Genomic DNA, 25,909 nt, shown 5'->3' on the forward strand with positions numbered 1-25,909 from the left:
TGGGGGCGGCTCTAGGCTGGGGCGTATGACCGCTAACCGTTGGTCCGACCTGGAACGCCCGCCTCTGAATGCCGACGCCCTGCGTCAGGCGCTGCTCCGGCCCGGCTCGCTGTGGACCGCCCTCGATGTCGTCGAGGTCACCGGGTCCACCAACTCCGATCTCGCCGAGCGGGCCGCCGCCGGCGAGCCGGAGGGAGCCGTCCTCGTCGCCGAGGAGCAGGCGAAGGGCCGGGGGCGGCTGGAGCGTACGTGGAGTGCGCCCGCCCGCTCCGGACTGTTCTTCTCCGTGCTGCTGCGGCCGGGTGTGCCGGTCGAGCGATGGGGCTGGCTGCCGCTGCTCGCCGGCGTGGCCACGGCCACCGCGCTGTCCCGGTCCGCCGGCGTCGATACGGCGCTGAAGTGGCCGAATGACCTCCTCGTCACCGTCGACGGCGAGGAGCGCAAGACCGGCGGCATCCTCGCCGAGCGGGCCGGGGACGACGCCATCGTCCTCGGCATCGGCATCAACGTCACCCTCGCCCCCGACGAACTCCCCGTCCCCACCGCCGCCTCCCTCGCCCTCGCCGGCGCCAAGGGCGTCGACCGCGACCCGCTGCTCCGCTCCGTACTGAGGTCGCTCGAGCGCTGGTACGGCGACTGGAAGCAGGCCGGCGGCGACGCGGCCGCGAGCGGGCTGATGGAGGCGTACGCCGCCGGCTGCTCGACCCTCGGCCGCGACGTGCGCGCCGAGCTGCCCGGCGGCGAGGAGCTGACCGGCGAGGCGGTGGCGATCGACGGCGACGGGCGGCTGGTGCTGGCCACCGCGGACGGCCTGCAGCGGCCCGTGGGGGCGGGCGACATTGTGCATGTGCGCGGGATCTGACGGGCTGAGCCGGGGGTATTCGGGCCAGGTGAGTGAGCTGGGCCACATTTCCCGTATCGTGGGGGATCGCTGTTCGGTTTCGCGGACGCCCGTGAGGGGAGCCCGCCGCCGGACGGTTTCGCCAAGCGCAGTGAGTACGCACGTGACAGGGGTGGGGCGGTGAGCGGCACCGAGCCATCGGGCGATACGCCCGCCGAGGATCCCGCCGACGCCGGCGGGCTCGATGACGACCCCGTCGCGCTCAAGCTCGAGCAGCTCATCCTCGGCGCCCCGCGCCGCTATACCGCCTTCCAGGCGGCCCGTACCGCCGGTGTGCCGATGGATCTCGCGGCCCGCTTCTGGCGCGCGATGGGCTTCGCCGACATCGGCCAGGCCAAGGCGCTGACCGAGGCGGATGTCCTCGCCCTGCGGCGGCTCGCCGGTCTCGTCGAGGCCGGGCTGCTCAGCGAGGGCATGGCGGTGCAGGTGGCGCGGTCCACCGGGCAGACCACGGCGCGGCTCGCCGACTGGCAGATCGACTCCTTCCTGGAGGGCCTCACCGAGCCCCAGGAGCCCGGGATGACCCGGATGGAGATGACGTATCCGCTGGTCGAGCTGCTGCTGCCGGAGCTGGAAGAGTTTCTTGTCTACGTGTGGCGGCGGCAGCTGGCAGCGGCCACCGGGCGGGTCATCGGGGCCGCCGATGACGAGGAGATGGGCGAGCGGCGCCTCGTCGTCGGCTTCGCGGACCTCGTCGGCTTCACTCGGCTGACCCGGCGGATGGAGGAGGAGGAACTCGGCGAGCTGGTCGAGGCCTTCGAGACCACGGCCGCGGATCTGGTGGCCGCGCACGGCGGGCGGCTCATCAAGACCCTCGGCGATGAAGTGCTGTACTCCGCCGACGACGCCGGCACCGCCGCCGAGATCGGGCTGCGGCTGATCGAGACGATGGCGAACGACGAGACGATGCCGGAGCTGCGGGTGGGGATGGCCTTCGGGACCGTCACCACCCGTATGGGAGACGTCTTCGGCACGACCGTGAACCTCGCGGCCCGGCTGACCTCGATAGCGCCCCGGGACGCGGTCCTGGTGGACGGCGCCTTCGCCGAGGAGCTGCGCCGCGAGGGGGCGGCGCCGGAGTCGGAGGCGCAGGCCGCCAAGGAGGCGGAGGAGGGCATCGCGGAGAAGTACCGCTTCGCGCTGCAGCCGATGTGGCAGCGGCCGGTGCGCGGCCTTGGGGTGGTCGAGCCGTGGATGCTGTCGCGGCGGGAGTGAGCGGGTAGTTTCTCGCTCCATGAGCGATAGCGAGAAGCGTTACGGCGAACATGTGCTCGTACGCCGCCACGGCCATGTGGCCGAGCTGATCCTGGACCGGCCGAAGGCCATGAACGCGGTGTCGACCGCGATGGCCGCCTCGCTGACCGAGGCCACGGCCGCGCTGGCCGCGGATCCGTCCGTACGGGCGGTCGTGCTGACCTCGACGCATGAGCGCGCCTTCTGCGTGGGCGCGGACCTCAAGGAGCGGAACTCCTTCACCGATGACGAGCTGCGCCGCCAGCGGCCGCGGGCGCGCGCGGCGTACACGGGGGTGCTGGAGCTGCCGATGCCGGCGATCGCGGCGGTGCATGGCTTCGCGCTGGGCGGCGGGTACGAGATCGCGCTGTCCTGCGATGTGATCGTGGCCGATGCGTCGGCCGTGGTGGGGCTGCCCGAGGTGACGGTCGGCGTCGTGCCGGGCGGCGGCGGCACGCAGCTGCTTCCGCGCCGGGTGGGGGCGGCCCGGGCGGCGGAGCTGATCTTCAGCGGGCGGCGGGTCGAGGCGGCGGATGCCCATGCGATGGGCATGGTCGATGTCCTGGTGCCGCAGGGCGAGGACCGTACGGAGGCGCTGGAACTGGCCGCCACCATCGCCGGGAATTCGCCGGTGGGCGTGCGGGCGGCGAAGCGGGCGATGCGGCTGGGGTGGGGGAAGGATCTGCAGGCGGGTCTGGACCTGGAAGACGCGGCCTGGCGTACGACCGCCTTCTCCGGGGACCGGGCGGAGGGCGTCGCGGCGTTCAACGAGAAGCGGAAGCCGCAGTGGCCGGGGGAGTGAGCCGGGAGTAGGGCGGTTGGCCGTGCCGCGCCGCGGTGGCGGGTGACCGCAGGGTGTCCAGTGTCCGAATCGTGGCAATCGTTCCTACGCTGGAGGGTGTGGACCCCCAGAGCGCCCAGAGCGCCGGAGCCGAGCGCCTCCGCGGCGTCGTAGAGCTCGCCCGCGCGATGGCCGCCGCCGGCACGGCCCGCGACACCCTCCGCGCCGCGGCGGAGTCGGCGCGCGCCGCGCTGGGCGGCAGCTTCGCCGCGATCTCCGTGTGGGAGCGCGAGCGGGGGCGGCTGCGGGTGCTGGTGAACGCGGGCGAGCGGGCGCCGGGGGAGGAGGAGTTCCCGGAGGACGAGTCGTACGCGGTGCACGACTTCCCCGAGATCGCGGGGCCGGACGATGGCGCGGGGTCGCCGCCGCGGCCGTGGGTCGTGATCGCCACCGACACCCCCACCGACAGCCCTCGCGCCGCCGCCCTCACCCGCCGCCACCGTGGCTGCTGCGTCATCGCGCCGCTGATCGCGCGGGGGCGGGCCTGGGGCGAGTTGTACGTCGCCCGGCCGCCGGAGGCACCTGTCTTCAGCGCCGCCGAGACCGACTTCGCGGGTGAGCTCGCGGCCGTCGTGGCCGCGGGTGTGGCGCAGACCGAGCGGCTCGAAGAGGCGCACCGGCTCGCCTTCACCGATCCGCTCACCGGGCTCGCCAACCGGCGCGCCGTCGACTCGACGCTGCAGGACGCCATCCGGCGTCATCGCGGCGAGGGCACCGTCGTCACCCTCGCCGTCTGCGACCTGAACGGCCTCAAACAGGTCAACGACTCGCTCGGCCACGCCACCGGCGACCGCCTGCTGGAACGTTTCGGCTCGCTCCTCTCCCTCTACGGCGCCAGCCTCCCCGGCACCCTCGCCGCCCGCCTCGGCGGCGACGAGTTCTGCCTGCTCGCGGTCGGCCCTGCGGCGGACGAGGTGGTGCGGGCCGCGGAGGAGTTGTGCGTACGGGCCGCGGAGCTGGAGCTCGGCGAGGGGGTGGCGTGCGGGATCGCCTCGACGGGGGACCCGATCGGCGCGGTGCGCAGCGCGCGGCGGCTGTTCCGGCTCGCGGACGCCGCCCAGTACCAAGCCAAGGCGGCCCGGGCGGCGAAGCCCGTGGTGGCGGGGCGGGACGAGAAGGTGGTGCGGCTCGCCGATACGGCGCCCCGAGGCAGCGAGGGTGAGCGGCGGGCGTTCCGCGGCCGGACGTAGCCAGGTGTAACAGGCGCAACCCGCCCCCGGTCGTGACACACAGAATTACAGACCCTAAGGTTCCTGAATATGAGTATGCATTCCGTCTCCCTGGGATCCTCCGGCGTCACCGCCGCCGACGTCATCGCCGTAGCCCGGGACGGCGCCCGGGTCGAGCTCACCCGCGACGCGCTGGACGCCCTCGGCGCGGCCCGTAAGACCATCGACGAGCTGGCCGCGAAGCCCGAGCCGGTCTACGGCGTCTCCACCGGCTTCGGCGCCCTCGCCGTCCGCCACATCAGCCCGGAGCTGCGCGCCCAGCTGCAGCGCAACATCGTCCGCTCGCACGCCGCCGGCATGGGCCCGCGCGTGGAGCGCGAGGTGGTCCGCGCCCTGATGTTCCTGCGCCTGAAGACCGTCGCCTCCGGGCACACCGGCGTCCGGCCCGAGGTCGCCCAGGCCATGGCCGGGATGCTCAATGCGGGCATCACCCCCGTCGTGCACGAGTACGGCTCCCTCGGCTGCTCCGGCGACCTGGCGCCGCTGTCGCACTGCGCGCTCGCGCTGATGGGCGAGGGCGACGCGGAGGGCCCCGACGGGACCGTGAAGCCGGCCGGTGAACTGCTCGCGGAGCACGGCCTCACGCCCGTAGAGCTCAGGGAAAAGGAGGGTCTCGCCCTCCTCAACGGCACCGACGGCATGCTCGGCATGCTGGTCATGGCCCTCGCCGACCTGGAGAGCCTCTACACCTCCGCCGACATCACCGCGGCCCTCAGCCTGGAGGCGCTGCTCGGCACCGCCAAGGTCCTCGCCCCCGAGCTGCACGCCATCCGCCCGCACCCGGGCCAGGCCGCCTCGGCCGCCAACATGCTCAAGGTGCTGGACGGTTCGGGCCTGACCGGCCACCACCAGGACGACGCCCCCCGCGTCCAGGACGCCTATTCCGTACGCTGCGCCCCCCAGGTCGCGGGCGCGGGCCGCGACACCCTCGCGCACGCCCGCCTGGTCGCCGACCGGGAGCTGGCCGCCGCCGTCGACAATCCGGTGGTGCTGAGCGACGGCCGCGTCGAGTCCAACGGCAACTTCCACGGCGCCCCGGTCGCGTACGTCCTCGACTTCCTCGCCATCGCCGTCGCCGACCTCGCCTCCATCGCCGAGCGCCGCACCGACCGGCTGCTCGACAAGAACCGCAGCCACGGCCTGCCCGCCTTCCTTGCGGGGGACCCGGGCGTGGACTCGGGGCTGATGATCGCGCAGTACACGCAGGCCGCCCTCGTCAGCGAGCTGAAGCGGCTGGCCGTACCGGCGTCGGCGGACTCCATCCCGTCCTCCGCCATGCAGGAGGACCACGTCTCCATGGGCTGGTCCGCGGCTCGCAAGCTCCGCACCGCGGTGGCGAATCTCACCCGCGTGCTCGCCGTCGAGCTCTACGCGGCCACCCGCGCCGTCGAGCTCCGCGAGGGCCTCACCCCGGCCCCGGCGACCACCGCGATCCTGCGCGCGGTCCGCGACGCGGGCGTCCAAGGCCCGGGCGAGGACCGCTTCTTGTCGCCCGATCTGGCGGCGGCGGAAGGGTTCGTACGGTCAGGCCGACTGGCCGACGCCGCCGAGACCGTCACCGGCCCCCTGGCCTGACCGGTTGCGCCGCAGCACGTACACCGCCATCCCGGAGCCCACGACGAGGCATGTCGCCCCGCCGGCCAGATACGAGCCCGTGTCCAGGCCGGCGCGCGACACCCCGGGCGACGAATGCCGCGCGGCCTGCCGTACGCCGTCCTCCGCCTTGTCGTTGGCGGCGGCAGCGGCGGTACGGGCCGCGCCGCCGTCGGGGCCCGCGGTCGCGGAGGGGATGAAGAACAGGCCCGTGAGCAGGGCCGCCGCGGCTCCGGCGGGGACGAGCAGCGGCCGACGGTCACGTCGGTGGGTGGAGCGGGAACTTGCGGACACGTGGCTGGCGTCTCCTTGTGCGACAGCAGACGGGGCGCGCATGCGAGTGCGCGGCCCGCGGCGTAAGAGGCCGATGGTAGTGACACCGCAATCCTGCGTCGATACGTGGCCTGGCCCACAGTTTTTCCCGGGGCGGAACGGACAGGAGTACTTTCGCGTATATGCGGTTGAGCCGGGCATTACTCGCCGATGGCTCATGTGTACCGATGGTGGTCGAGTGGTGACGGAGAGCGTGTTGATGTCGAAAGAGCTTCCCCGTAGGCGTCGTACCGCACTGAGCAGCGCCGCTGCCGTGGTGCTCGCGGCGATGGCGCTGACCGCTTGCGGGGGTGGCGATAGCGACGCCAAGGGGAAGAGTACGAACGACGTCGACGACGCCGCGGCGAAGAATGCCTCGCAAGCGGACATATCGATATCCCCGAAAGAGGGAGCCGACAACGTCGGCATCAACCGCGACACCAAGGTGACCGTCAAGGGCGGCAAGCTGACGCAGGTCACCCTGAAGGACACCGAGACCGGCAAGCTGGTCGAGGGCACGATCGCGAGCGGCGGCAAGAGCTGGAAGCCCGACGGCCAGCTGGAGCGGGCGACCGACTACGAGATCACCGCGAAGGCCAAGGACTCCGAGGGCCGCAACAGCACCGAGCACGCCGCCTTCACCACGGTCTCGCCGAAGAACAGCTTCATCGGCTCCTTCCAGAACAACATGGAGGGCGAGACGGTCGGCGTCGGCATGTACCCGTCGATCCAGTTCGACAAGCCGATCAAGAACAAGGCCGCCGTCGAGAAGAAGATCACCGCCAACGCCAGCACCGGCGAGAAGTTCGTCGGCCACTGGTTCGGCGACCAGCGCTTCGACCTGCGGCCGCAGAACTACTTCAAGTCCGGCACCAAGGTCACCCTGAAGCTGGACCTCGACGGCGTCGAGGGCTCCCCGGGCGTCTACGGCGTCCAGGACCGTACGGTCAACTACACCATCGGCTCCGAGATGGTCTCCACGGTCGACGTGAAGACCAAGAAGATGACCGTCACCGAGAACGGCAAGGTCATCAAGACCGTCCCGATCTCCGCGGGCTCGCCGGAGAACCCGACGTACAACGGCAAGATGGTGGTCTCCGAGATGTACAAGGAGACCCGGATGGACGGCTCGACCGTCGGCTTCACCGACGACGACGGCAAGGGCGAGTACGACATCCCCGACGTCCCGCACGCGATGCGGCTCTCCCAGTCGGGCACCTTCATCCACGGCAACTACTGGGGCAAGGGCATCTTCGGCTCCGCCAACACCAGCCACGGCTGCGTCGGCCTGGCCGACGTGAAGGGCGCCGGCGACTCCGGCACCCCGGGCGCCTGGTTCTACGGCAAGTCCAAGGTCGGCGACATCGTCGAGGTCAAGAACTCGCCGGACAAGGACATCCAGGCGGACAACGGCCTCAGCGGCTGGAACATGAGCTGGTCGGAGTGGACGGCCGGCAGCGCGATCCGCTGACGCGGAGTGACACTCTCATCTTTGTCTTAGGCGGGCGTAAGGGGACGATAAAAGTCGCTCCTTACGCTCGCCGCCATGTTCTTCACCTACCTACGGCGCGAGTTGCGCCGCCGCCGGAAGGCGGCTCTGGTCGTAGCCCTGGGCCTGGCCCTCGGCATCGGCCTTGTGATCACGGTCTCGTCCGTGTCCACCGGGATGCGTGATGCCCAGGATGAGGTGCTGCACTCCCTGTACGGCGTGGGCACCGACCTCACCGTCGCCAAGGAGGCGAAGGCAGAGGAGGGCGGCTCCGGGCCGCAGCGCTTCAAGATCGAGGGCCGCGACGACGGCGAGAAGGCCTCGCAGACCGACGACCGGCTGATGCCGCTGGGCGGCTTCGACAACCTCGACGACTCGGTCGTGGACAAGGTCGCCGCCCAGGACGGCGTCGCGACGGCGGTGGGGGCGCTGGCCCTCAACGACATCAAGTTCACCGGGGACTTCAAGCCCGGCGAGATGAAGGGCGGCAACGGAAAGCCCGGCTCCGGCGGCGGCCCGCGGGTCGGCGGCGGCGGGGCCGACATCGAGACCGACACCTTCACCGTCATGGGCGTGGACGTGAGTGCGCTGAGCGTCGGCCCGCTGTCCTCGTCGAAGGTCGGCAAGGGCGACAACTTCGCCAAGACCGACACCGACGCGTACAAGGCCGTGGTGGACAGCGCGTACGCGAAGGACAAGGACCTCGTGGTCGGCGACAAGGTCACCATCAAGGGCAAGAAGTTCACGGTCGCGGGCATCGCCACCGCCGACACCGGCGCCTCGACCTCCAATGTCTACATCCCGCTCGCCCAGGCCCAGAAGCTCGCCGACTCCGACATGAAGGGCAAGGTCTCCAAGGTCTACGTGAAGGCCGACTCGTCCGACTCCATCGCGGCCGTCAAGAAGGCGATCTCGGACAACGTCGACGGGGCCACGGTCACCAGCGCCTCCGACCTCGCCGAGCAGGTCTCTGGCAACCTCTCCACCGCCTCCAACCTCGCCACCAACATCGGCAAATGGCTCTCCATCGCGGTCCTGGTCGCCGCCTTCCTCCTCGCCGGGCTGCTGACGATGTCGGCCGTGTCCCGCCGGGTACGGGAGTTCGGCACCCTCAAGGCGGTCGGCTGGCGCAGCGGCCGGGTGGTGCGGCAGGTGATGGGCGAGGCCTTCGCCAACGGCGTCCTCGGCGGCGCGCTGGGCATCGGGCTCGGCCTGGCGGGGGCGTGGATCGTATCGACGGTGGCACCGACGCTCACCGCGACGATGACGCCCGGCGGCGAAGGCCCGCAGGGCCAGGGGCCGGGCGGCGGCTTCGCCAAGGCGCTCGGGGAGGGCGCGAATCAGAGTGTGGACATTGCGCTGAAGGCGCCGGTCACGCTGTCGGTGATCGTGCTGGCCGTGGGGCTCGCCGTGGCCGGCGGGATCGTCGCCGGGTGCTTCGGCGGGTGGCGGGCCGCGCGGCTGCGGCCCGCGGACGCGCTGCGGCGGGTCGAGTAGGAGGAGAAGGCAAACGTGTATCAACTGACCGGTGTCACCAAGCGCTACCAGCGCGGCAAGCAGACCATCGACGCCCTCGACGGCGTCGACCTCACCATCGGCCAGGGCGACCAGCTCGTCGTCCAGGGACCGACCGGCGGCGGCAAGTCCACGCTGCTGCAGATGCTCGGCGCCCTCGACCGGCCGACCGAGGGGTCCGTCATGCTCGACGGTACGGACCTCAGCAGGCTCGGCGAGGCAAAGCTGACCAAGGTGCGGGCGGAGCGCATCGGCTTCGTCTTCCAGAGCTTCAACCTCATCCCGACGCTCAGCGCCCAGGAGAACGTGGAGACCGCGCTCGTACCGCTGGGCATCAAGCCCGCCGCCAGGCGGCAACGCGCCGCCGCTGCCCTGCAGTCCGTCGGCCTCGCCGAGCGCCTCGGGCATCTGCCGAGCGAGCTGTCCGGCGGCCAGCAGCAGCGCGTGGCGATCGCCCGCGCGCTGGTGAAGGAGCCGCGGGTGCTGCTCGCCGACGAGCCGACCGGCAACCTCGACGAGGACACCCGCGACGAGATCGTGGCGCTGCTGGAGGGGCTGTGGAAGGACCGCGGCCTCACCTACGTCCTGGTCACCCACGACAGCGCGATCGCCCGGCGGGCGCCGCGGCTGGCCGTGATCAAGAAGGGTCGGCTGAAGGTGACCGAAAAGGCGGTGTAGCGGGACAGGCCGTACGCATCTCCCCAATTGGACTGTCCTGTTCCACGAGTTCCGGGTGTTTACTCATGGGCACCGTGTCGCCCGCCGCTGACCACTGCGGGCGCCTGCGACCAGGAGGGGAACCTGTGGTGAAACGGGTACAAGTCAAGAGATCCCTGGCTGCCATCACCGCCGTCACGGCGGCGGTCGCGGTCACCGCGGGGCTCACGTCGGCAGACGTGGGCCCCGCTTTTGCCGCGGAGAAGGCGGCGCCGGCCGCCGGGCAGGGCCGCGCGCAGCAGTGGGTCACGCTGCTCACCGGAGACCGAATAGGCGTCGACGCCAAGGGCAACGCCGTCTCCGTACGCCCGGGGGAGGGGCGCGCGAAGATTCCGGTGCAGCTGCAAAAGGTGAAGGGCCACAGCTACGCGATTCCGCTGGACGCCGGCCGGCTGATCGCGAACGGCACCCTGGACCGCCGGCTGTTCGACGTCACCACGCTCAGCCGCCCCGAGTACGTACGCGCCCAGGCCAAGAGCCTCGGCGTCATCGTCGCGTACCAGGGCAAGACCCCGGCCGCCGAAGCCGACCTGAAGGCCGCCCCCGGCACCGCCGTCAAGCGCAAGCTGCCCGCCATCGGCGCCGAGGCCGTACGGGTCAACAAGTCCGACGCGGGCGCCTCCTGGGCCGCTCTGACCCGCGGCCCCGCCGACTCGCCCGCGCCGAAGGCGGCCGCCTCCGGCGTCAAGCGGATCTGGCTCGACGCGGTCCGCAAGGCGAGCCTCGACAAGAGCGTCCCGCAGATCGGCGCGCCCGCCGCGTGGAAGGCCGGTTACGACGGCAAGGGCATCAAGATCGGCGTGCTGGACACCGGCGTCGACGCCACCCACCCGGACCTGGCCGGCCAGGTCGTCGCCGAGAAGAACTTCTCCGACTCCCCGGACGCCAAGGACCGCTACGGCCATGGCACCCACGTCGCCTCCATCGCCGCCGGCACGGGCAAGGAGTCGGGCGGCAAGTACAAGGGCGTCGCACCCGGCGCGAAGCTCATCGCCGGCAAGGTGCTGAACGACGACGGCTACGGCGAGGACTCCGGCATCATCGCCGCCGCCGAGTGGGCGGTCGGCGAGGGCGCCGACGTCATCAACTTCAGCCTCGGCGGCACCGACACCCCCGAGCTGGACCCGCTGGAGGCCGCGGTCAACGCGCTCTCCAAGGACAAGGGCGTCCTCTTCGCCGTCGCGGCGGGCAACGAGGGCGAGTTGGGCAACGGCACCATCGGCTCCCCGGGCAGCGCCGACGCCGCGCTCACCGTCGGCGCCGTCGACGACAAGGACAAGATCGCCGAGTTCTCCTCCCGCGGCCCGCGCGTCGGCGACTTGGCGGTCAAGCCGGACCTCACCGCGCCCGGCGTGGACATCACCGCGGCGGCCGCCCCCGGCAGCGTCATCGAGCAGGAGGTCGGCCAGAAGCCGCCGGGCTATCTGACGATCTCCGGTACGTCCATGGCCACCCCGCATGTCGCGGGCGCCGCCGCGCTGCTGGCGCAGCAGCACCCCGACTGGACGGGCGCCGAGCTCAAGGGCGCGCTGACCGCCTCCACCAAGGCGGGCACGTACACCGCGATCCAGCAGGGTTCCGGCCGCGTCGACGTGGCCAAGGCGATCAAGCAGACCGTGTACGCGGACCCGGTGTCGGTCAGCTTCGGCCAGCAGCTGTGGCCGCACGGCGACGACAAGCCGGTGTCGAAGCCGGTCACGTACCGCAACACCGGCAAGAAGGACGTCACCCTGAAGCTGGCCGTCAGCGGCCTCGACCCGAAGGGCAAGGCGGCCCCGGCCGGCATGTTCAAGCTGAACAAGAAGACGGTCACCGTCCCCGCCGGCGGCACCGCCGAGGCCGCCCTCACGGCCGACACCCGCCTCGGCGGCAGCGTCAACGGCTTCTACAGCGCGTACATCACCGCCACCGGCGGCGGCCAGACCGTCCGCACCGCGGGCGGCGTGGAGCGCGAGGTCGAGTCGTACGAGGTGACCTTCAAGAACCTGGACCGCGACGGCAAGCCGACGGCCGGCTTCGAGACCACGCTCTTCGCGTACGAGGGCGGGCCGACGGGCGGCGGCCCGTTCGGCGGCTTCATCGACCTGCCGCAGAAGGAGACGGTCACCGTCCGGCTCCCGAAGGGCCGGTACGCGATGTCGGCGCTGCTGCCCGTCGCCAGCGGCGAGGACGAGCCGTGGAAGGGCGGCGACTGGCTCGGCGCCCCGAACATCAACGTCAGCAAGAAGCAGACCGTGACGCTGGACGCCAGGACCGCCAAGCCGGTGGACATTACGGTCCCCGACAAGGAGGCGGAAGCCACCTTCGCCGCACCGGACTTCCACGTGCACGGCAAGAACGGCGGCATCGGCTTCGGCATCTGGATGGACAGCTATGCGGGCTTCAGCAGCGGTCATGTCGGCGCGGCGGACACCACCGGCACGCTGTTCCAGCAGTTCCCGGCCTTCTTCCAGAAGGGCAAGGACGGCCCGGAGTACCAGCTCGCGTACGGCATGAAGGGCACGAAGCTGGCCACCGGCTTCACCAGGCACCTCGGCAAGGGCGACCTGGCGAAGGTGACGGCGGTGCTCGGGTCCTCGGCCACGGGCAAGACCGGGTATCTGTCGGCGATGCCGCGGGTCCCGGGGGCGTCGGGCGGCAGCTCGGTCTCGTACCAGCGCAAGCTGCCGTTCACCAGCGAGGTCTACCTGGGCGGCTCCAAGGGCGTGCAGTGGGGCCTGGAGTTCGAGCAGAACGTGCCCGGTGACGACGGCTTCCCGGAGCAGCAGGCCTGGTACTACATCCCGGTCAAGGCCTACGCCGCGGGCAAGAGCTACGAGAAGACCTTCAACGTCGGCGTCTTCGGCCCGAAGCTCAACAGCAGCCAGGGGCTGTACCGCACGGGCAACACCCTCACCCCGACGGTGCCGCTCTTCGCGGACGGCAAGAACCACACCGGCAGCTCGCTCTACGACAAGGCGACGACGACGCTCTACCGCAACGGCAAGAAGCTGGCCTCCAGCAAGGAGCCGCCGTTCGGTGAGCTGTCGTTCAAGCTGCCGTCGGGCAAGGCGAAGTACACGCTGACGGCCACGGTCGACCGGGCGGCTTCGAAGGTGGCCGCGGTGTCCCCGAAGGTCACTTCCAGCTGGTCCTTCACCTCGGCGAAGACGTCGAAGAAGACGAAGCTGCCGGCCTCGGCGGTGCGCTTCTCGCCGGACCTGGCGCCGGACAGCACGGCGACGGCCGGCAAGACGCTGACCGTGCCGGTGACGGTGCAGGGCGCGGCGGCGGGCTCCGGCCTCAAGTCGCTGACCGTGTACGCCTCGTACGACGGCGGCAGGAGCTGGTCGAAGCTCACCGTGAAGAAGGGCGCGGTGCAGGTGAAGACCCCGGCGGCCGGCAAGACGGTCTCGTTCAAGGCGAAGGCCACGGACAAGAAGGGCGGCTCGCTGACCCAGACGATCTACGGCGCTTACGTGGCGAAGTAGCAGTCGCGCAGAGAAAGACCCGCGGCCCCGGCGACGTACTGGCGACGCCGGGGCCGCGGTGTTAGCTTCGCCCTTCAAGATCCTTGTACGGCACAGCTATTAGTGCCACGTTCCGTTTTAAGGATGAACGCATGGGCGAGATCCGGCGGCGTACGTTGCTTGCGGCACTTGGCGGTACGGCCGCCGCGTCGGGCATGGCGGTGACTCAGGCGGAGGCGGCCGCGGCGCCCGCGCGGGTGCCCGCCGCCCGCAGCCCGTACGAGGCCCGGATCCGCGCCCTGCTCGGCCGCATGACCACCGCCGAGAAGCTCGGCCAGCTCCAGCAGCTGACCTGGACCAATGACACCGGCCCGGGCGAGGGCCAGAACGCCCGCGCCACCGAGCTCGCCCGCACCGGCCGGCTCGGGTCCGTACTCAACGTCTTCGGCGCGAAGAACACCAACGCCCTGCAGAAGATCGCCGTCGAGGAGTCCCGGCTCGGCATCCCGCTGGTCTTCGGCCTCGACGTGATCCACGGCTACTGGACCACCTTCCCGATTCCGCTTGCGCAGGCGGCGTCCTTCGACCCGGCGGTTACGGAGAAGGACGCCGAGGTGTCGGCGGCGGAGGCGCGGTCGAACGGCGTGCACTGGACGTTCTCGCCGATGATGGACGTCGCCAGGGATCCGCGCTGGGGCCGGATCGCGGAGGGCGCGGGGGAGGACCCGTATCTCACCGCCGTCCTCGCGGCCGCCAAGACCCGCGGCTACCAGGGCCGGAGCAAGGACGCGGACCTGAAGGCGAAGGACCGGCTGGCGGCGTGCGCGAAGCACTATGTGGCGTACGGGGGCGCCGAGGGCGGCCGCGACTACAACACCGTGGACGTATCGGAGTCCCGGCTGCGGAATCTGTATCTGCCGCCCTTCAAGGCCTCGGTGGACGCGGGTGCGGCCACGGTGATGGCGAGCTTCAACGCCCTCAATGGCGTGCCGCAGCACGCCAACGCGCACACGCTGACCGGCATCCTCAAGCGCGAATGGGGCTTCGACGGCGTCGTGGTCACCGACTACAACGGCGTCCAGGAGATGCTGGCGCACGGCTTCGCCGCGGATCCCGCGGAGGCGGGGGCGAAGGGGCTTTCCGCCGGGCTCGACATGGAGATGGTGTCCACCGCGCTCGCCGACCATGGTGAGGATCTGCTGGCCGATGGGCGGATCGATGAGCGGCGGCTGGATGACGCGGTGGCGCGGGTGCTGCGGCTGAAGTTCCGGCTCGGGCTCTTCGACGATCCGTACGTGGATGTGGACGGCGAGGTGACCAAGCCGTCGAAGGCCGCGCGGAAGGCGGCCCGGGAGGCGGCCGCGCGGTCGATGGTGCTGCTGCGCAACGAGGGCGGGGTGCTGCCGCTGGCCGCCTCCGCCGGGTCCGTGGCGGTGGTGGGGCCCTTCGCGGACTCGGAGGATCTGCTGGGGACCTGGGTGGGGCCCGGTGGGGCGAAGGGGCCTGACGGGGTGAAGTTCCCGCCGGTGACGGTGGTCGACGGCATCCGGGCCGCGGCTCCCCGGGCGAAGGTTTCGTACGCCAAGGAGGGCGCCGAAGCGGTCGCCGCGGTGAAGGCGGCGGATGTGGCCGTCGTGGTCGTGGGCGAGGCGTCGGAGCTGAGCGGCGAGGCGGCGTCGCGGAGCGACATCTCGCTGCCCGGCGAGCAGGAGCAGCTGATCGCGGCGGTGGCGAAGACGGGGAAGCCGTTCGCGGTGGTGCTGGTGTGCGGGCGGCCGCTGACGGTCGGCGGCTGGCTGGAGGACGCGCCGGCCGTGCTGCTGGCCTGGCACCCGGGCATTGAGGCGGGCAACGCCATCGCCGACGTGCTCTTCGGCGAGGTCAACCCGGGCGGCAAGCTCCCGGTGTCCTTCCCGCGCTCGGTCGGGCAGATCCCGATCCACTACAACCACGAGAGCACCGGCCGCCCGTACGACCCGGACGAGCCGAACGAGAAGTACGTCTCCAAGTACGTGGACCTGCCGCCCGGCCCGCAGCTCCCCTTCGGCCACGGCCTGTCGTACACGACCTTCGAGGTCGGCGAGCCGCGCCCGGCGCAGGACTCGATCGCGGCGTCAGCCCTGCGGGCGGGCAAGTCGGTCGAGGTGGCGGTGGCGGTCCGTAACACCGGCGACCGCACCGGCGACGAGGTCGTGCAGCTCTACGTCCGCGACCTGGTCGCATCGATCGTCCAGCCGGTCCGCCGGCTGCGCGGCTTCGAGCGCGTCACGCTGAAGCCAGGGGAGTCGCGGACGGTCCGCTTCCGGCTGGGCGCGGGCGACCTCGGCTTCTGGACGAACGACACTCGCGGCGAATTCCTCGTCGAACCCGGCGAAATGGAGCTCTACGCAGGCGTGAGCTCGGCCGCGAAGTCCACGGCCGAGCTCACCATCACCTGAGTCGAGGCGGTCGGGTCAGGCCGCCGCGCTGCGGTACTTGCGCACCGCCAGGGTCCGGAAGACCACGATGATCAGGACCGACCAGATCAGCGACGCCAGCACCGGATGCTCCATCGGCCAGGCCCCGGTCACCGACTTCGGTACGCCCTCGATCGTATTGCCGAACAGCTGGCGGGCCGCCGCCACCGTGGCGCTGAAGGGGTTCCATTCCGCGACGTGCTGCAGGAACGTCGGCATGCCGTTGACCGGCACGAAGGCGTTCGAGATGAAGGTCAGCGGGAACAGCCAGATCAGGCCGCCCGAGGTGGCCGCCTCCGGCGTCCGGACCGACAGGCCGATCAGCGCGCCGATCCAGGTGAAGGCGTACCCGAGCAGCAGGAGCAGCCCGAAACCGGCCAGCACCTTGCCGAAGTTCTCGTGCGTGCGCCAGCCGACGATCAGGGCCACGACCGCCAGCACGGCCAGCGTCACGGCCGTCTGCACGAGGTCGGCGAGCGTACGGCCGGTGAGCACCGCGCCGCGCGCCATCGGCAGCGACCGGAACCGGTCGATCAGACCCTTGTGCATGTCCTCCGCGATGCCCGCGCCGGCGCCCGCGGTGGCGAAGGTGACGGTCTGGGCGAAGATGCCGGCCATCAGGAATTCCTTGTACGCGGCCGCGCTGACGCCGGCGCCCGGAATGCTGATCGAGCCGCCGAAGACGTACGTGAACAGCACCACGAACATCACCGGCTGGATGATCCCGAACAGGATCATCTCCGGGATCCGCGTCATCCGGATCAGGTTACGCTTGCCGACGACGAGCGAGTCGCGGACCGAGCCCGCGATGCCGCCGCGCGGCGCGGGCGCCAGCGTCGTGGCCGCCTGGGTGGTGGGGGCGCTCACTTGGCGTCCTCCTTCACTGCTGCATCCTCGGGCTCCTCGACCTCGGCCTCATGGCCGGTCAGGGAGATGAACACGTCGTCCAGCGTCGGGCGGCGCAGCCCGATGTCGTCGATCTCCACGCCGCGCTCGTCCAGATCGCGGATGACGTCGGCGAGCAGCTTGGCGCCGCCGATCACCGGGACGGTGAGCTTGCGGGTGTGGTCGTCGATGGTGACCTCGCCCTTGCCGCGCAGGGTGAGCACGTCCTTCGCGTTCTCGATCTGGTCGCGCTGGTGCACCACCACCTCGACGCGTTCGCCGCCCGTCTGGGACTTGAGCTGGTCGGAGGTGCCGCGGGCGATGACGCGGCCGTGGTCGATGACGCAGATGTCATGCGCCAGGTGGTCGGCCTCCTCCAGATACTGCGTGGTCAGCAGCAGTGTGGTGCCGCCCTTGACCAGGTCCTGGATGACCTCCCACAGCGCCTGCCGGTTGCGCGGGTCGAGGCCGGTGGTCGGCTCGTCCATGAACATCACCGGCGGCTTGACGATCAGCGCGGCGGCGAGGTCCAGGCGGCGGCGCATGCCGCCGGAGTACGTCTTGGCGGGGCGGTCGGCGGCGTCGGCGAGGTTGAACTGGTCCAGCAGCTCGCCCGCCCGTACCTTCGCCGCGGCCTTCGGCATCTGGTAGAGCTGGCCGACCATCTGGAGGTTCTCGCGGCCCGTCAGGTACTCGTCGACGGCGGCGAACTGGCCGGAGAGGCCGATGGACCGGCGCACCTCGTTCGGGTGCTTGGCGACGTCGATGCCCGCGACCTCCGCATAGCCCGAGTCCTGCTGCAGCAGGGTGGTCAGCACGCGCACTGTGGTGGTCTTGCCGGCGCCGTTGGGGCCGAGGAGACCGAGGACCGTGCCTTCGGGGACATCGAGGTCTACGCCGTCCAAGGCCTTCACATCGCCGAAGTGCTTCACCAGACCTTCGGCGTAAATGGCGCCTGGCATGTGAGCTCTCCCAGTCGTTGGGGTTTGAATACAAATGTCTACATAAGGGCGGGATAAGGCAACAGGAAGAGGCTAGACCGACGCGATATATCGCGTCAAGTCGTGAGTCTGAACGGAGTTGTGGGCCTCAGCCGATGACGCGATACCCGGCTTCCCCCAGCGCGGTCAGCACAGCCGTGCAGTGCTCCGGCCCCTTAGTCTCCAGCTGCAGCTCCACCTCCGCCTCGGTGAGCCCCAGCCGCGGATCCGTACGAACGTGGCTCACATCCAGGACGTTAGCGTCCGCCACTGACAACACCCCGAGCATCGTGGCGAGCGCCCCCGGCCGGTCCGGCAGCCGGAGCCGCAGCGACAGATAGCGCCCTGCCGCCGCCATGCCGTGCCGCAGGATCCGCTGCAGCAGCAGAGGGTCAACGTTTCCCCCGGACAGCACCGCGACCACCGGGCCGCCCCCGCCGGCGGAACCCGGCGCGAAGGCCTCCGGATCGCTCAGCAGCGCCGCCACCGGCGACGCCCCCGCCGGCTCGACGACCATCTTCGCCCGCTCCAGACACAGCAGCACCGCACTGGAGAGCGCGTCCTCGGAGACCGTACGGACCTCGTCCACGAGATCGCCAATGATTTTGAACGGCACGTCCCCCGGCCGCCCCACCTGAATCCCGTCGGCCATCGTCGCCACCGCGTCCAGGCTCACCGGCCGCCCGGCCGCCAGCGACGGCGGATACGCGGCCGCGCCCTCCGCCTGCACCCCGACCACCCGCACGTCCGGGCGCAGCGCCTTCACCGCCACCGCGATGCCCGCGGCCACCCCGCCGCCGCCGATGCCGACCACGATCGTGGACACCTCGGGGCACTGCTCCAGGATCTCCAGGCCGACCGTGCCCTGCCCCGCGACCACATCAGGGTGGTCGAAGGGGTGGATGAAGACGGCGCCGGTCTCCTCGGCGTACTCCTGCGCGGCCCGCAGCGTCTCGTCGACGACATGCCCGGTGAGCTTCACCTCGGCGCCGTAATCGACGGTGGCGGCGACCTTCGGCAGCGGGGCGCCGACGGGCATGAACACCGTGGAGCGCACGCCGAGCAGGCTCGCGGCCAGCGCCACGCCCTGCGCGTGGTTCCCCGCGCTGGCGGCGACCACGCCGCGGGCGCGTTCGTCCGGGCGGAGTCCGGCAATGCGCGTATAGGCGCCGCGGAGCTTGAAGGAGCCGGTGCGCTGCAGGTTCTCGCACTTCAGCAGGACCGGGGCCCCGACCAGGGACGACAGGTGCCTGCTGCCCTCAAGGGCGGTGACGCGGGCGACCCCTGAGAGGGTCTTCTGGGCGGTTTTGACGTCGTCCAGGGTGACGCCCTGGTCGCCGGCATACGGGGCTGGGCTGGCCTCGGCGGGCGGGTGGTTCATAACGCCAGTTTCGCAGCATTGCGCAGGGCAGGTACGGCCCGGGGCCCGGCCGCGTACGCTGTGCGACACACATCGAGCCTTCACGAAGAGAGCACCGGCCATGCCCTCGCCCACCAACACCACATCCGACACGTTTGCAGCGGACGATGCCATGCTGCTGGACGCGCTCCAGCACCAGGTGGCGATCTTCGCCAGGCGCGCGGAGCAAACCCGGCTCGGCGGCCTCGGACAGGTCCGTAACTCCATGGACCGCGCCGCCTACCTGCTGCTCAACCGCCTCGACCAGGAGGGCCCCATGGGGGTCAAGGCCCTGGCCGCGGGCATGGGCATCGACTCCTCGACGGTGACCCGCCAGGTGGCTCCACTCGTCGACACCGGCCTGGTCAAGCGCACCTCGCACCCGGACGACGGGCGTGCGGTGGTGCTGCAGCTGTCCCCGCGCGGGCTGGCCAGGCTGCGGGAGGTGCGCGAGTCGCGGCGCGAGCTGATGGCGCAGATCACCGAGGAGTGGAGCGAGGAGGAGCGCGAGCAGTTCACCGCGCTCCTGACCCGCTTCAACGCGACCATCACGAACCGCACGGCGGCTGCCGCCCCAGCCGCCCCACAGGGGCCGCAGGCCTCTTGACCCCGGCCGCGCGCTGCCGTCAGATGGTGGCGTGACGGCCAGACGGCGGGTGGCCCAGGAGCGCCGCCGTGCCCGGGAGTTCGAGTCGTTCGTGGCGGGCGCGGCAGGGCGGCTGCTGCACGCTGCGAGGTTACTTACGGGGGAGGACGGCGCCGACGCCTCCCCCGCCGCCGAGCAGCTGCTGATTGCCGCGCTGGCGGGCACGTACGCGCGCTGGGACCGGCTGCGGGGCGAGGATCCGTACGAGGTCGCCAGGTCCGAGCTGATCGCCCGGTACGCGCGCACCGCCTGGCGCCGCCGCACCCGGACCCACGGCGTGCTCGCCCGGCTCACCCCGCAGGAGCGGATGGTGCTGGTGTTACGGCTCTACGAGGGCGTCGCGGAGGAGCAGACCGCCGCTGCGCTTGCGTTGGCGCCGGAGCGGGTGACCGCGATCCTGTGGCGGGCGTGCGGGGCGGTGCTGGCGCCGCCGCCGGAGAGCTCGTCCCCGTCCTCGGGCTCCGGCACCCCGCAGCAACCGGAACCGGCGACGCCATGACCAGGGCCGACCAGAGCGAGGCACAGGTCCGCAGACTGCTGCAGGACCCGTACGCCCCCATCCCCCTCTACCTCGCCGAACGCGCCATCACCCGCGGCCGCCGCGTGCTCCGCCGCCGCCGGGTGGCCCGCCTGGTGGTGTGGGTACTGGCGGCGGCGGTGCTGATCACCTTCGCGGTGTGGGTGCAGGTGGCGGACCCGTTCGCCGAACCGCCGTCGACGACCACGCCGGACTTCGACAGCTGGTGAACGCTGGTGCCAAGGGCTGTTATCCCAGCGCCTGCCGCAGATCCGCCAGCAGATCATCCACCGACTCGATCCCCACCGACAGCCGCACCAGATCCGCCGGCACCTCCAGCGCCGACCCGGCCGCCGACGCATGCGTCATCCGCCCCGGGTGCTCGATCAGCGACTCGACGCCGCCCAGCGACTCGCCGAGCGTGAAGAGCCGCGCCCGGTCGCACACCGCGACCGCCGCCTCCTCCCCGTCCGCGACCTGGAAGGACACCATCCCGCCGAAGCCGCGCATCTGCTTCGCCGCGACCTCGTGCCCCGGGTGGGCGGCGAGACCCGGGTAGTGCACCTTGCTGACCCGCGGATGGGCGGTGAGCATCTCGGCGACCCGGGTGGCGTTGGCCGAGTGCCGGTCCATCCGTACGGCCAGGGTCTTGATGCCGCGCAGCACCAGCCAGGAGTCGAAGGGCCCGGCGATGGCGCCCATCGCGTTCTGGTGGAAGGCGAGTTCCTCGGCGAGCGCGTCGTCGGAGACGACCAGGGCGCCGCCGACGACGTCCGAGTGGCCGCCCATGTACTTGGTGGTGGAGTGCACGACGACATCCGCGCCGAGCGCGAGCGGCTGCTGCAGGTACGGGCTGGCGAAGGTGTTGTCGACGACGAGCAGCGCCCCGGCGCCATGCGCGATGCCCGCCACCGCCGCGATGTCGGTGATGCCGAGCAGCGGATTGCTGGGCGTCTCCACCCAGACCACCTTCGTACGGCCGGTGAGCGCCGCCTGCACCGCCGCCGGGTCGGAGGTGTCGGCGACGGAGAACTCGACGCCCCACTTCGTCGCCACCTTCGCGAACAGCCGGAAGGTGCCGCCATACGCGTCATTCGGGATGACCACATGGTCGCCCGGGGTGAGGACCGTACGCAGCAGGCAGTCCTCCGCCGCCAGCCCCGATGCGAAGGCGAGGCCGCGCCTGCCGCCCTCCAGGGCGGCGAGGTTCTCCTCCAGGGCGGTGCGGGTCGGGTTGGCGGAGCGGCTGTACTCGTAGCCGCCGCGGAGGCCGCCGACGCCGTCCTGTTTGAAGGTGGACACCTGGTGGATGGGCGGCACGACGGCGCCCGTGGCGGCGTCCGGCTCCTGTCCCGCGTGGATGGCGAGAGTCTCGAATGCTGCGTGCTGGTCGGTCATGCGCACCGAGGGTAGTCCGCCGATCCGGGCGGACGTCTGGTTTGCTGGAGGGAGAACCCGATGGAGTCGGAGCCCTCCCCATGGAATTCCTGCTTGTGCTGATGGCCGTCGCGATGTTCGGCTGGGTGGCGGCGACGCTGGTGCGCGGCCGCGGGGGCCTGCGCGCCGGCCGTGGCTTGGGCGCCGGGCGCTCCGGCGGCGCGCCGGTCGACCCCGCGGCCGCGTACGGCTTCGTCCCCGCCGAGCAGCTCGACATCCGCCTCCCCGGGCCCGACCCGCAGCTGGCCGAGGTCCTCGACGAGGTGATGAGCGACCACGACTGGCATCCGGCGGCGCGGCTGCTGGCGCTGACCGGCTCCGGGGAGTGGGAGCTGCGCTGGCAGCGGGTGCAGACCCTGGCGGGCGCGGCGGCGTACGAACTGGCGCAGCGGCCCGGCGAGGGCGGCGCGTGGCTGCGCACCTGGCGGGCGGAGGCGCCGAAGGACGCGGGCGGGGCCGAGGTGTTCGCGGAGTTCCTGATCCGCCAGGCGTGGCTGTCGGGCCCGGAGGCGGCCGACTACAAGATCATCCTGGAAGAGGCCCGCAAGGTCGCGGACGAGGCCAAGCTGCTGTCGCCGGGCAGCCCCATCCCGTACATCATCGAGCTGGCCGTCGCCCGCGGACTCCCGTACCGCCAGGCGGACTTCGAGGAACTGTGGGCGCAGACGGAGTCGCGCGCGCCGGAGCACATGGGCGCGCACCTGGCCGCGCTGCTGTACGCCTGCGAGAAGTGGCACGGCTCGCGGGATGTGGCCTACGACTTCGCGGAGCGCGCGGCGGGCTCGGCGCCGGAGGGCAGCCTGCTGCCCGCGCTGCCTTTGTTCGCGGTGTACGAGCACCTGCCGGAAGCCAACATGGTCCAGGGCCTCTACCAGAGCGCGGTCGTGGAGCAGGCGATCGCGGGCGCGATGTACGCAGTCTCGCACGCCCCCGCCGACCATCCGATGCTGCCGCACGTCCGGCACCTGCTGCTGTGGTTCCTGGTCAGGGCCGAGCGTTACGACGAGGCGCTGGAGCAGGTGCGGCACGTGGACGGCCACGTGGGGGCCGTGCCGTGGTCGTACGGCGAGAACCCGGCCGGGGAGTACGCCGGCTACCGGGCCCTCGCCATCGCCGGGCACGAGGGGGGCCGCGGAATGCCGACGACGAAGGATTCGTTGCCGTAAAGCCAGCTGTTTTTGGAGGAGAGGCATGTTCGCGTCCTACCGCCGCCCCGCCCGGCTCACCACGCCGGAGGAGTCCCTGCCCGGCCGCGCGGAGCGCGCGTACGCCGTGCCGGACCGGCACACGGTCCTGGGCAACCCGCTGGAGGGCCCGTACCCTCCCGGCCTCGAAGTGGCCGACTTCGGCCTCGGCTGCTTCTGGGGCGCCGAACGCCGCTTCTGGCAGACCGAGGGCGTCTGGACCACCCTGGTCGGCTACCAGGGCGGCCACACCCCGCACCCCACGTACGAGGAAGTCTGCTCCGGCATGACGGCCCACACGGAGGCGGTGCGGGTCGTCTACGACCCGACCCAGGTCTCGTACGAAACCCTCCTGAAGGTCTTCTGGGAATCCCACGACCCCACCCAGGGCCACCGCCAGGGCAACGACGTCGGCACCCAGTACCGCTCCGCGATCTACACCCACACCGCATCACAGGCAGCCGCGGCGGAGGCGTCGCGGGAGTCGTACCAGAAGGTCCTGACGTCTTCGGGCTATGACGAGATCACGACGGAGCTGCTGCCGGCGTCGGAGCGGCCGTTCTACGCGGCGGAGGGCTACCACCAGCAGTACCTGGACAAGAACCCGGCGGGGTATTGCGGGCTGGGCGGGACGGGTGTGTCCTGTCCGGTCGGTGTGGCGAAGGCGGATGGGTGAGCGCTGGTTGGTCAGGTGCTCGTGATCCGATCCTCGGTGAGCCGGATGGCGAGGTCGCTGGAGTCGATCTCGTGGTTGTTCGTCAGCACGATGACGTATGCGGAGAGCTCTGGGAACCAGGCGTTGAACGAGGTGAACCCGGCGTTGTCCCCGCTGTGGCAGCGCACCGCGTGCCCGGCGACCCGTCCGATCTGCCAGCCGTAGCCGTAGCTGTCCAGCCGCTGTTCTGCGCCGGTACGTGCGTGTGGCGTGAACATGAGACGGCGTGACTCGCTGCTGAGGAGTTCACCGGCGGCCAAGGCCTGGTCCCAGCGGAGCAGGTCGCCCGTGGTGGACCAGATGTCACCAGCGCCCATTCCCACCGAGTCCAGTTCGAACGACGCTGTCACGGTGGTCCCGTCGTAACCGGTGGCCACCCCGGTCCCGGTACGGCTCACTGCCGGCTCGCTCGACGAGGTGGGCGAGCAGCACGTACGCAGGACTGCTGTAGTGCCAGGCAGAGCCCACCGGGAAATGTGGCGCGGACTGCTGAAACGCCTTCAGCACCTCGTCGGGTGGCAGCCGCGCGGTCAGGTCAAGGCCGGGAAAGTCGCGCCAGTGCCCCAGTCCTGAGGTGTGGGTGAGCAGGTGATGCACGGTGATTCCGCGCCAGCTCGGCGGGCAGCCCGGGATCCAGCGGCCCACTTCATCGTCCAGCGCGACCGCACCCCGTTCGATGAGCAGCATGACCGCCGCGGCTGTGAACTGCTTGCTCACCGACGCGATCTGAAAGCGGGTGCGTGCTGTGCAACGCGTACCGCTCTCGATATCCGCGTATCCCTGGCTGACCTCGTACAGCACCGACTCACCACGCACCAATAGCGCATTGCCACGGAATTCGGGTCGGCCGGTCATCGCTGCCCCCTTCAGCCGGTGGTTCCCCAGACCGTGACGGACAGAAGCGAGCGTGTCTACGGGTCACATCACCGGCTGTACCTCTCAACTCAGCGATCGGTTCAGCAGCCGTCATGCGCCGGGGCAGGTGGCGCCGGGGTGGCGGGCGGCGTGTTCGCGTACGGCGATGCGGGCCAGTTTGGTGAGCATCATGCCGTTGCGGACCTTGATGAGGTATTCGGTGGGGAGGCCGTGCATGCGGGTGCCGGGGCCTCGGAGGGGGTGCCAGTCGAGGTCGAAGAGGGTGTGTTCGCCCCAGGGGGTCATGGTCATGGAGATGCGGGCGGCGCCGAAGGGGCCTGCCTTTGCTTCCAGTTCCAGGCGGCGTTCCGGGTCGCAGATGCGGACCGTGCTGGTGTCGTCGAGGGTGAGGCGGCCGGCGCCTACCCGGACTATGAGGCGGGAGTCGACGTGCGGCCAGTTCGGGTCGACGGCCAGGACCTGTTGCGTGCCGGTGACCCATTCCCCGTAACGGAAGCCGTCGGACAGCAGGTGCCACACCTCGGACGGTGAGCTCAGGATCAGACAGCGGTTCCGCGCCATGCTTCGTTCCCTCCGGCCTGCCTGCCCGTATGTCGAGGGAAACGCCGTTCCCGGTCCGTCGCTACTCGGTCCGGGGCAAACGGGTGAACGGGTGAGCGGGGTGAACGGAGCGGTAGGGTCGGCTTCGTGACCATGGGACGCGCTGGTGCCGGCGGGGACGAGGGCGTACTCGACGATCCCGTGGGGGCGTCGCTGCGGGGGCAGCATGCGCACCTTGCGCGGCGGTACGGCCGGGCCGTGTCGTACGTGCCGGAGGTCGCGACCTTCTCCGCGGTGAGTGGGGCCGATGAGGATCCGGGGGCGTGGGCCGACCTGGCGCGGCTGCTCGGCGGGCGGGGTGCGTTCGCGGACATGTTCAGCTGTCCGGTGATGCCGCCGGGGGACTGGGAGCCGGTGTTCACGCTCGAAGGGCGCCAGCTGGTCTGGCCGGGCGGCAGCAGCCCGGATGACGAGCCGGGCGGCGACGGGGTGGTCGAGCTGGGCCCGGCGGATGTGCCCGAGATGCTGGCCTTGATCTCGCGGACCGAGCCGGGGCCGTTTCAGCCGCGCACGCATGAGCTCGGCACTTACCTCGGCATCCGCGACGCGAGCGGAGCACTGGTGGCCATGGCGGGCGAACGCCTCCGCCCGCCGGGCTGGACCGAGCTCAGCGCCGTCTGCACCGCCCCCGAAGCCCGCGGCCAGGGCCACGCCGCCCGCCTGATCGCCGCCCTCACCACCCGCATCCTGGCCCGCGCCGAACGCCCCTTCCTCCACGCCGCCGAGACAAACACCCCAGCCCTCGCCCTCTACGAACGCCTCGGCTTCAAAACCCGCAGGCCCGTAACCTTCCGCGGCTTCAGCACACCGTGACGGCCCGGTGGCCTGACGGCCGATGTGTGGCGAACCGATCCTCCCTCACCCGTTCGAGCGGTGGGTCCGGGTGTTCGCCCGATACGCTTCCTTGTGGGATCAGAATCGCGCCCATGGGAGCA

General features: G+C 71.2%; 22 protein-coding genes and 1 pseudogene. 16 read left to right on the top strand and 7 right to left on the bottom strand.

Going from position 1 to position 25,909, the window contains the following annotated elements:
- The first annotated feature begins 25 nt into the window (after positions 1–25).
- The 5 genes from ACNNMR_RS27780 (at position 26) to hutH (ending at position 5,779) form a co-directional block, all read left to right on the top strand.
- The gene (locus ACNNMR_RS27780; protein WP_419997409.1) at positions 26–862 is read left to right on the top strand and encodes a biotin--[acetyl-CoA-carboxylase] ligase; all 837 of its coding nucleotides are present in this window, start codon (positions 26–28) and stop codon (positions 860–862) included.
- Between the two features lie 159 nt (positions 863–1,021).
- Positions 1,022–2,116, top strand: a complete 1,095-nt coding sequence (locus ACNNMR_RS27785) for an adenylate/guanylate cyclase domain-containing protein (protein WP_419997410.1) — start codon at positions 1,022–1,024, stop codon at positions 2,114–2,116.
- Between the two features lie 19 nt (positions 2,117–2,135).
- Complete coding sequence (locus tag ACNNMR_RS27790; protein WP_419997411.1) at positions 2,136–2,936, top strand: enoyl-CoA hydratase/isomerase family protein; 801 nt, start codon at positions 2,136–2,138, stop codon at positions 2,934–2,936.
- Between the two features lie 167 nt (positions 2,937–3,103).
- Positions 3,104–4,165: a diguanylate cyclase domain-containing protein gene (locus tag ACNNMR_RS27795; RefSeq protein ID WP_420000493.1), complete on the top strand. Its 1,062-nt coding sequence runs from the start codon at positions 3,104–3,106 to the stop codon at positions 4,163–4,165.
- Between the two features lie 69 nt (positions 4,166–4,234).
- Positions 4,235–5,779, top strand: a complete 1,545-nt coding sequence (hutH, locus tag ACNNMR_RS27800) for a histidine ammonia-lyase (protein ID WP_419997412.1) — start codon at positions 4,235–4,237, stop codon at positions 5,777–5,779.
- Here the strand turns inward: hutH and ACNNMR_RS27805 are convergent.
- The gene (locus ACNNMR_RS27805; protein WP_419997413.1) at positions 5,729–6,091 is read right to left on the bottom strand and encodes a hypothetical protein; all 363 of its coding nucleotides are present in this window, start codon (positions 6,089–6,091) and stop codon (positions 5,729–5,731) included. The genes hutH and ACNNMR_RS27805 overlap by 51 nt on opposite strands.
- A 238-nt stretch (positions 6,092–6,329) precedes the next feature.
- Here ACNNMR_RS27805 and ACNNMR_RS27810 point away from each other — a divergent pair, with 238 nt between their 5' ends.
- The 5 genes from ACNNMR_RS27810 (at position 6,330) to ACNNMR_RS27830 (ending at position 15,717) form a co-directional block, all read left to right on the top strand.
- Complete coding sequence (locus ACNNMR_RS27810) at positions 6,330–7,580, top strand: Ig-like domain-containing protein (RefSeq protein ID WP_419997414.1); 1,251 nt, start codon at positions 6,330–6,332, stop codon at positions 7,578–7,580.
- Between the two features lie 75 nt (positions 7,581–7,655).
- Entirely contained in the window at positions 7,656–9,095 is a 1,440-nt protein-coding gene (locus ACNNMR_RS27815) for an ABC transporter permease (RefSeq protein ID WP_419997415.1), read from the top strand.
- Positions 9,096–9,110: 15 nt separating this feature from the next.
- Positions 9,111–9,791, top strand: coding sequence for an ABC transporter ATP-binding protein (locus ACNNMR_RS27820; RefSeq protein WP_419997416.1), 681 nt, complete (start codon positions 9,111–9,113; stop codon positions 9,789–9,791).
- A gap of 128 nt (positions 9,792–9,919) precedes the next feature.
- Positions 9,920–13,300, top strand: coding sequence for a S8 family peptidase (locus tag ACNNMR_RS27825; protein WP_419997417.1), 3,381 nt, complete (start codon positions 9,920–9,922; stop codon positions 13,298–13,300).
- Positions 13,301–13,431: 131 nt separating this feature from the next.
- Positions 13,432–15,717, top strand: coding sequence for a glycoside hydrolase family 3 N-terminal domain-containing protein (locus tag ACNNMR_RS27830; protein WP_419997418.1), 2,286 nt, complete (start codon positions 13,432–13,434; stop codon positions 15,715–15,717).
- Between the two features lie 15 nt (positions 15,718–15,732).
- On the opposite strand, the gene ACNNMR_RS27835 is transcribed toward ACNNMR_RS27830, so the two are convergent.
- The 3 genes from ACNNMR_RS27835 to ilvA form a co-directional block, all read right to left on the bottom strand.
- Complete coding sequence (locus ACNNMR_RS27835) at positions 15,733–16,602, bottom strand: ABC transporter permease (protein ID WP_419997419.1); 870 nt, start codon at positions 16,600–16,602, stop codon at positions 15,733–15,735.
- Positions 16,599–17,582 carry an ATP-binding cassette domain-containing protein gene (locus ACNNMR_RS27840; protein WP_419997420.1) on the bottom strand — a complete coding sequence of 328 codons (984 nt, stop codon included), beginning with the start codon at positions 17,580–17,582 and terminating at the stop codon, positions 16,599–16,601. Before ACNNMR_RS27840 ends, ACNNMR_RS27835 begins: the two co-directional genes overlap by 4 nt.
- A gap of 127 nt (positions 17,583–17,709) precedes the next feature.
- Entirely contained in the window at positions 17,710–18,981 is a 1,272-nt protein-coding gene (ilvA, locus tag ACNNMR_RS27845) for a threonine ammonia-lyase (protein WP_419997421.1), read from the bottom strand.
- 100 nt (positions 18,982–19,081) lie between these two features.
- Between ilvA and ACNNMR_RS27850 the strand changes: the two genes are divergently transcribed.
- From ACNNMR_RS27850 to ACNNMR_RS27860, 3 genes are read left to right on the top strand one after another with little or no spacing between them, the layout of a single operon-like run.
- Positions 19,082–19,606 (top strand): MarR family winged helix-turn-helix transcriptional regulator, encoded by a 525-nt coding sequence (locus tag ACNNMR_RS27850; RefSeq protein ID WP_419997422.1) that lies wholly within the window; start codon positions 19,082–19,084, stop codon positions 19,604–19,606.
- A 31-nt stretch (positions 19,607–19,637) separates the two neighbouring features.
- Positions 19,638–20,144, top strand: coding sequence for a sigma factor-like helix-turn-helix DNA-binding protein (locus ACNNMR_RS27855; RefSeq protein WP_419997423.1), 507 nt, complete (start codon positions 19,638–19,640; stop codon positions 20,142–20,144).
- Positions 20,141–20,392: a hypothetical protein gene (locus ACNNMR_RS27860; protein WP_419997424.1), complete on the top strand. Its 252-nt coding sequence runs from the start codon at positions 20,141–20,143 to the stop codon at positions 20,390–20,392. Before ACNNMR_RS27855 ends, ACNNMR_RS27860 begins: the two co-directional genes overlap by 4 nt.
- 19 nt (positions 20,393–20,411) lie before the next feature.
- Here the strand turns inward: ACNNMR_RS27860 and ACNNMR_RS27865 are convergent, their stop codons facing one another.
- On the bottom strand, positions 20,412–21,560 hold the full coding sequence (locus tag ACNNMR_RS27865; RefSeq protein WP_419997425.1) for a cystathionine gamma-synthase: 1,149 nt from the start codon (positions 21,558–21,560) through the stop codon (positions 20,412–20,414).
- Between the two features lie 80 nt (positions 21,561–21,640).
- On the opposite strand from ACNNMR_RS27865, the gene ACNNMR_RS27870 reads away from it, so the two are divergent.
- Positions 21,641–22,765, top strand: a complete 1,125-nt coding sequence (locus tag ACNNMR_RS27870) for a hypothetical protein (RefSeq protein WP_419997426.1) — start codon at positions 21,641–21,643, stop codon at positions 22,763–22,765.
- A gap of 25 nt (positions 22,766–22,790) precedes the next feature.
- On the top strand, positions 22,791–23,459 hold the full coding sequence (msrA, locus tag ACNNMR_RS27875) for a peptide-methionine (S)-S-oxide reductase MsrA (RefSeq protein WP_419997427.1): 669 nt from the start codon (positions 22,791–22,793) through the stop codon (positions 23,457–23,459).
- 11 nt (positions 23,460–23,470) lie between these two features.
- Here msrA and ACNNMR_RS27880 read toward each other — a convergent pair.
- Together ACNNMR_RS27880 and ACNNMR_RS27885 are read right to left on the bottom strand one after the other, a co-directional pair.
- Positions 23,471–24,353: pseudogene (locus tag ACNNMR_RS27880) on the bottom strand (serine hydrolase domain-containing protein).
- A 111-nt stretch (positions 24,354–24,464) separates the two neighbouring features.
- Entirely contained in the window at positions 24,465–24,935 is a 471-nt protein-coding gene (locus ACNNMR_RS27885; RefSeq protein WP_419997428.1) for an SRPBCC family protein, read from the bottom strand.
- 132 nt (positions 24,936–25,067) lie between these two features.
- On the opposite strand from ACNNMR_RS27885, the gene ACNNMR_RS27890 reads away from it, so the two are divergent.
- Positions 25,068–25,787, top strand: a complete 720-nt coding sequence (locus ACNNMR_RS27890; RefSeq protein WP_420000494.1) for a GNAT family N-acetyltransferase — start codon at positions 25,068–25,070, stop codon at positions 25,785–25,787.
- Positions 25,788–25,909: the final 122 nt, after the last annotated feature.

The organism is Streptomyces boninensis, assembly GCF_048572725.1.
GTDB classification, from domain to species: domain Bacteria; phylum Actinomycetota; class Actinomycetes; order Streptomycetales; family Streptomycetaceae; genus Streptomyces; species Streptomyces boninensis.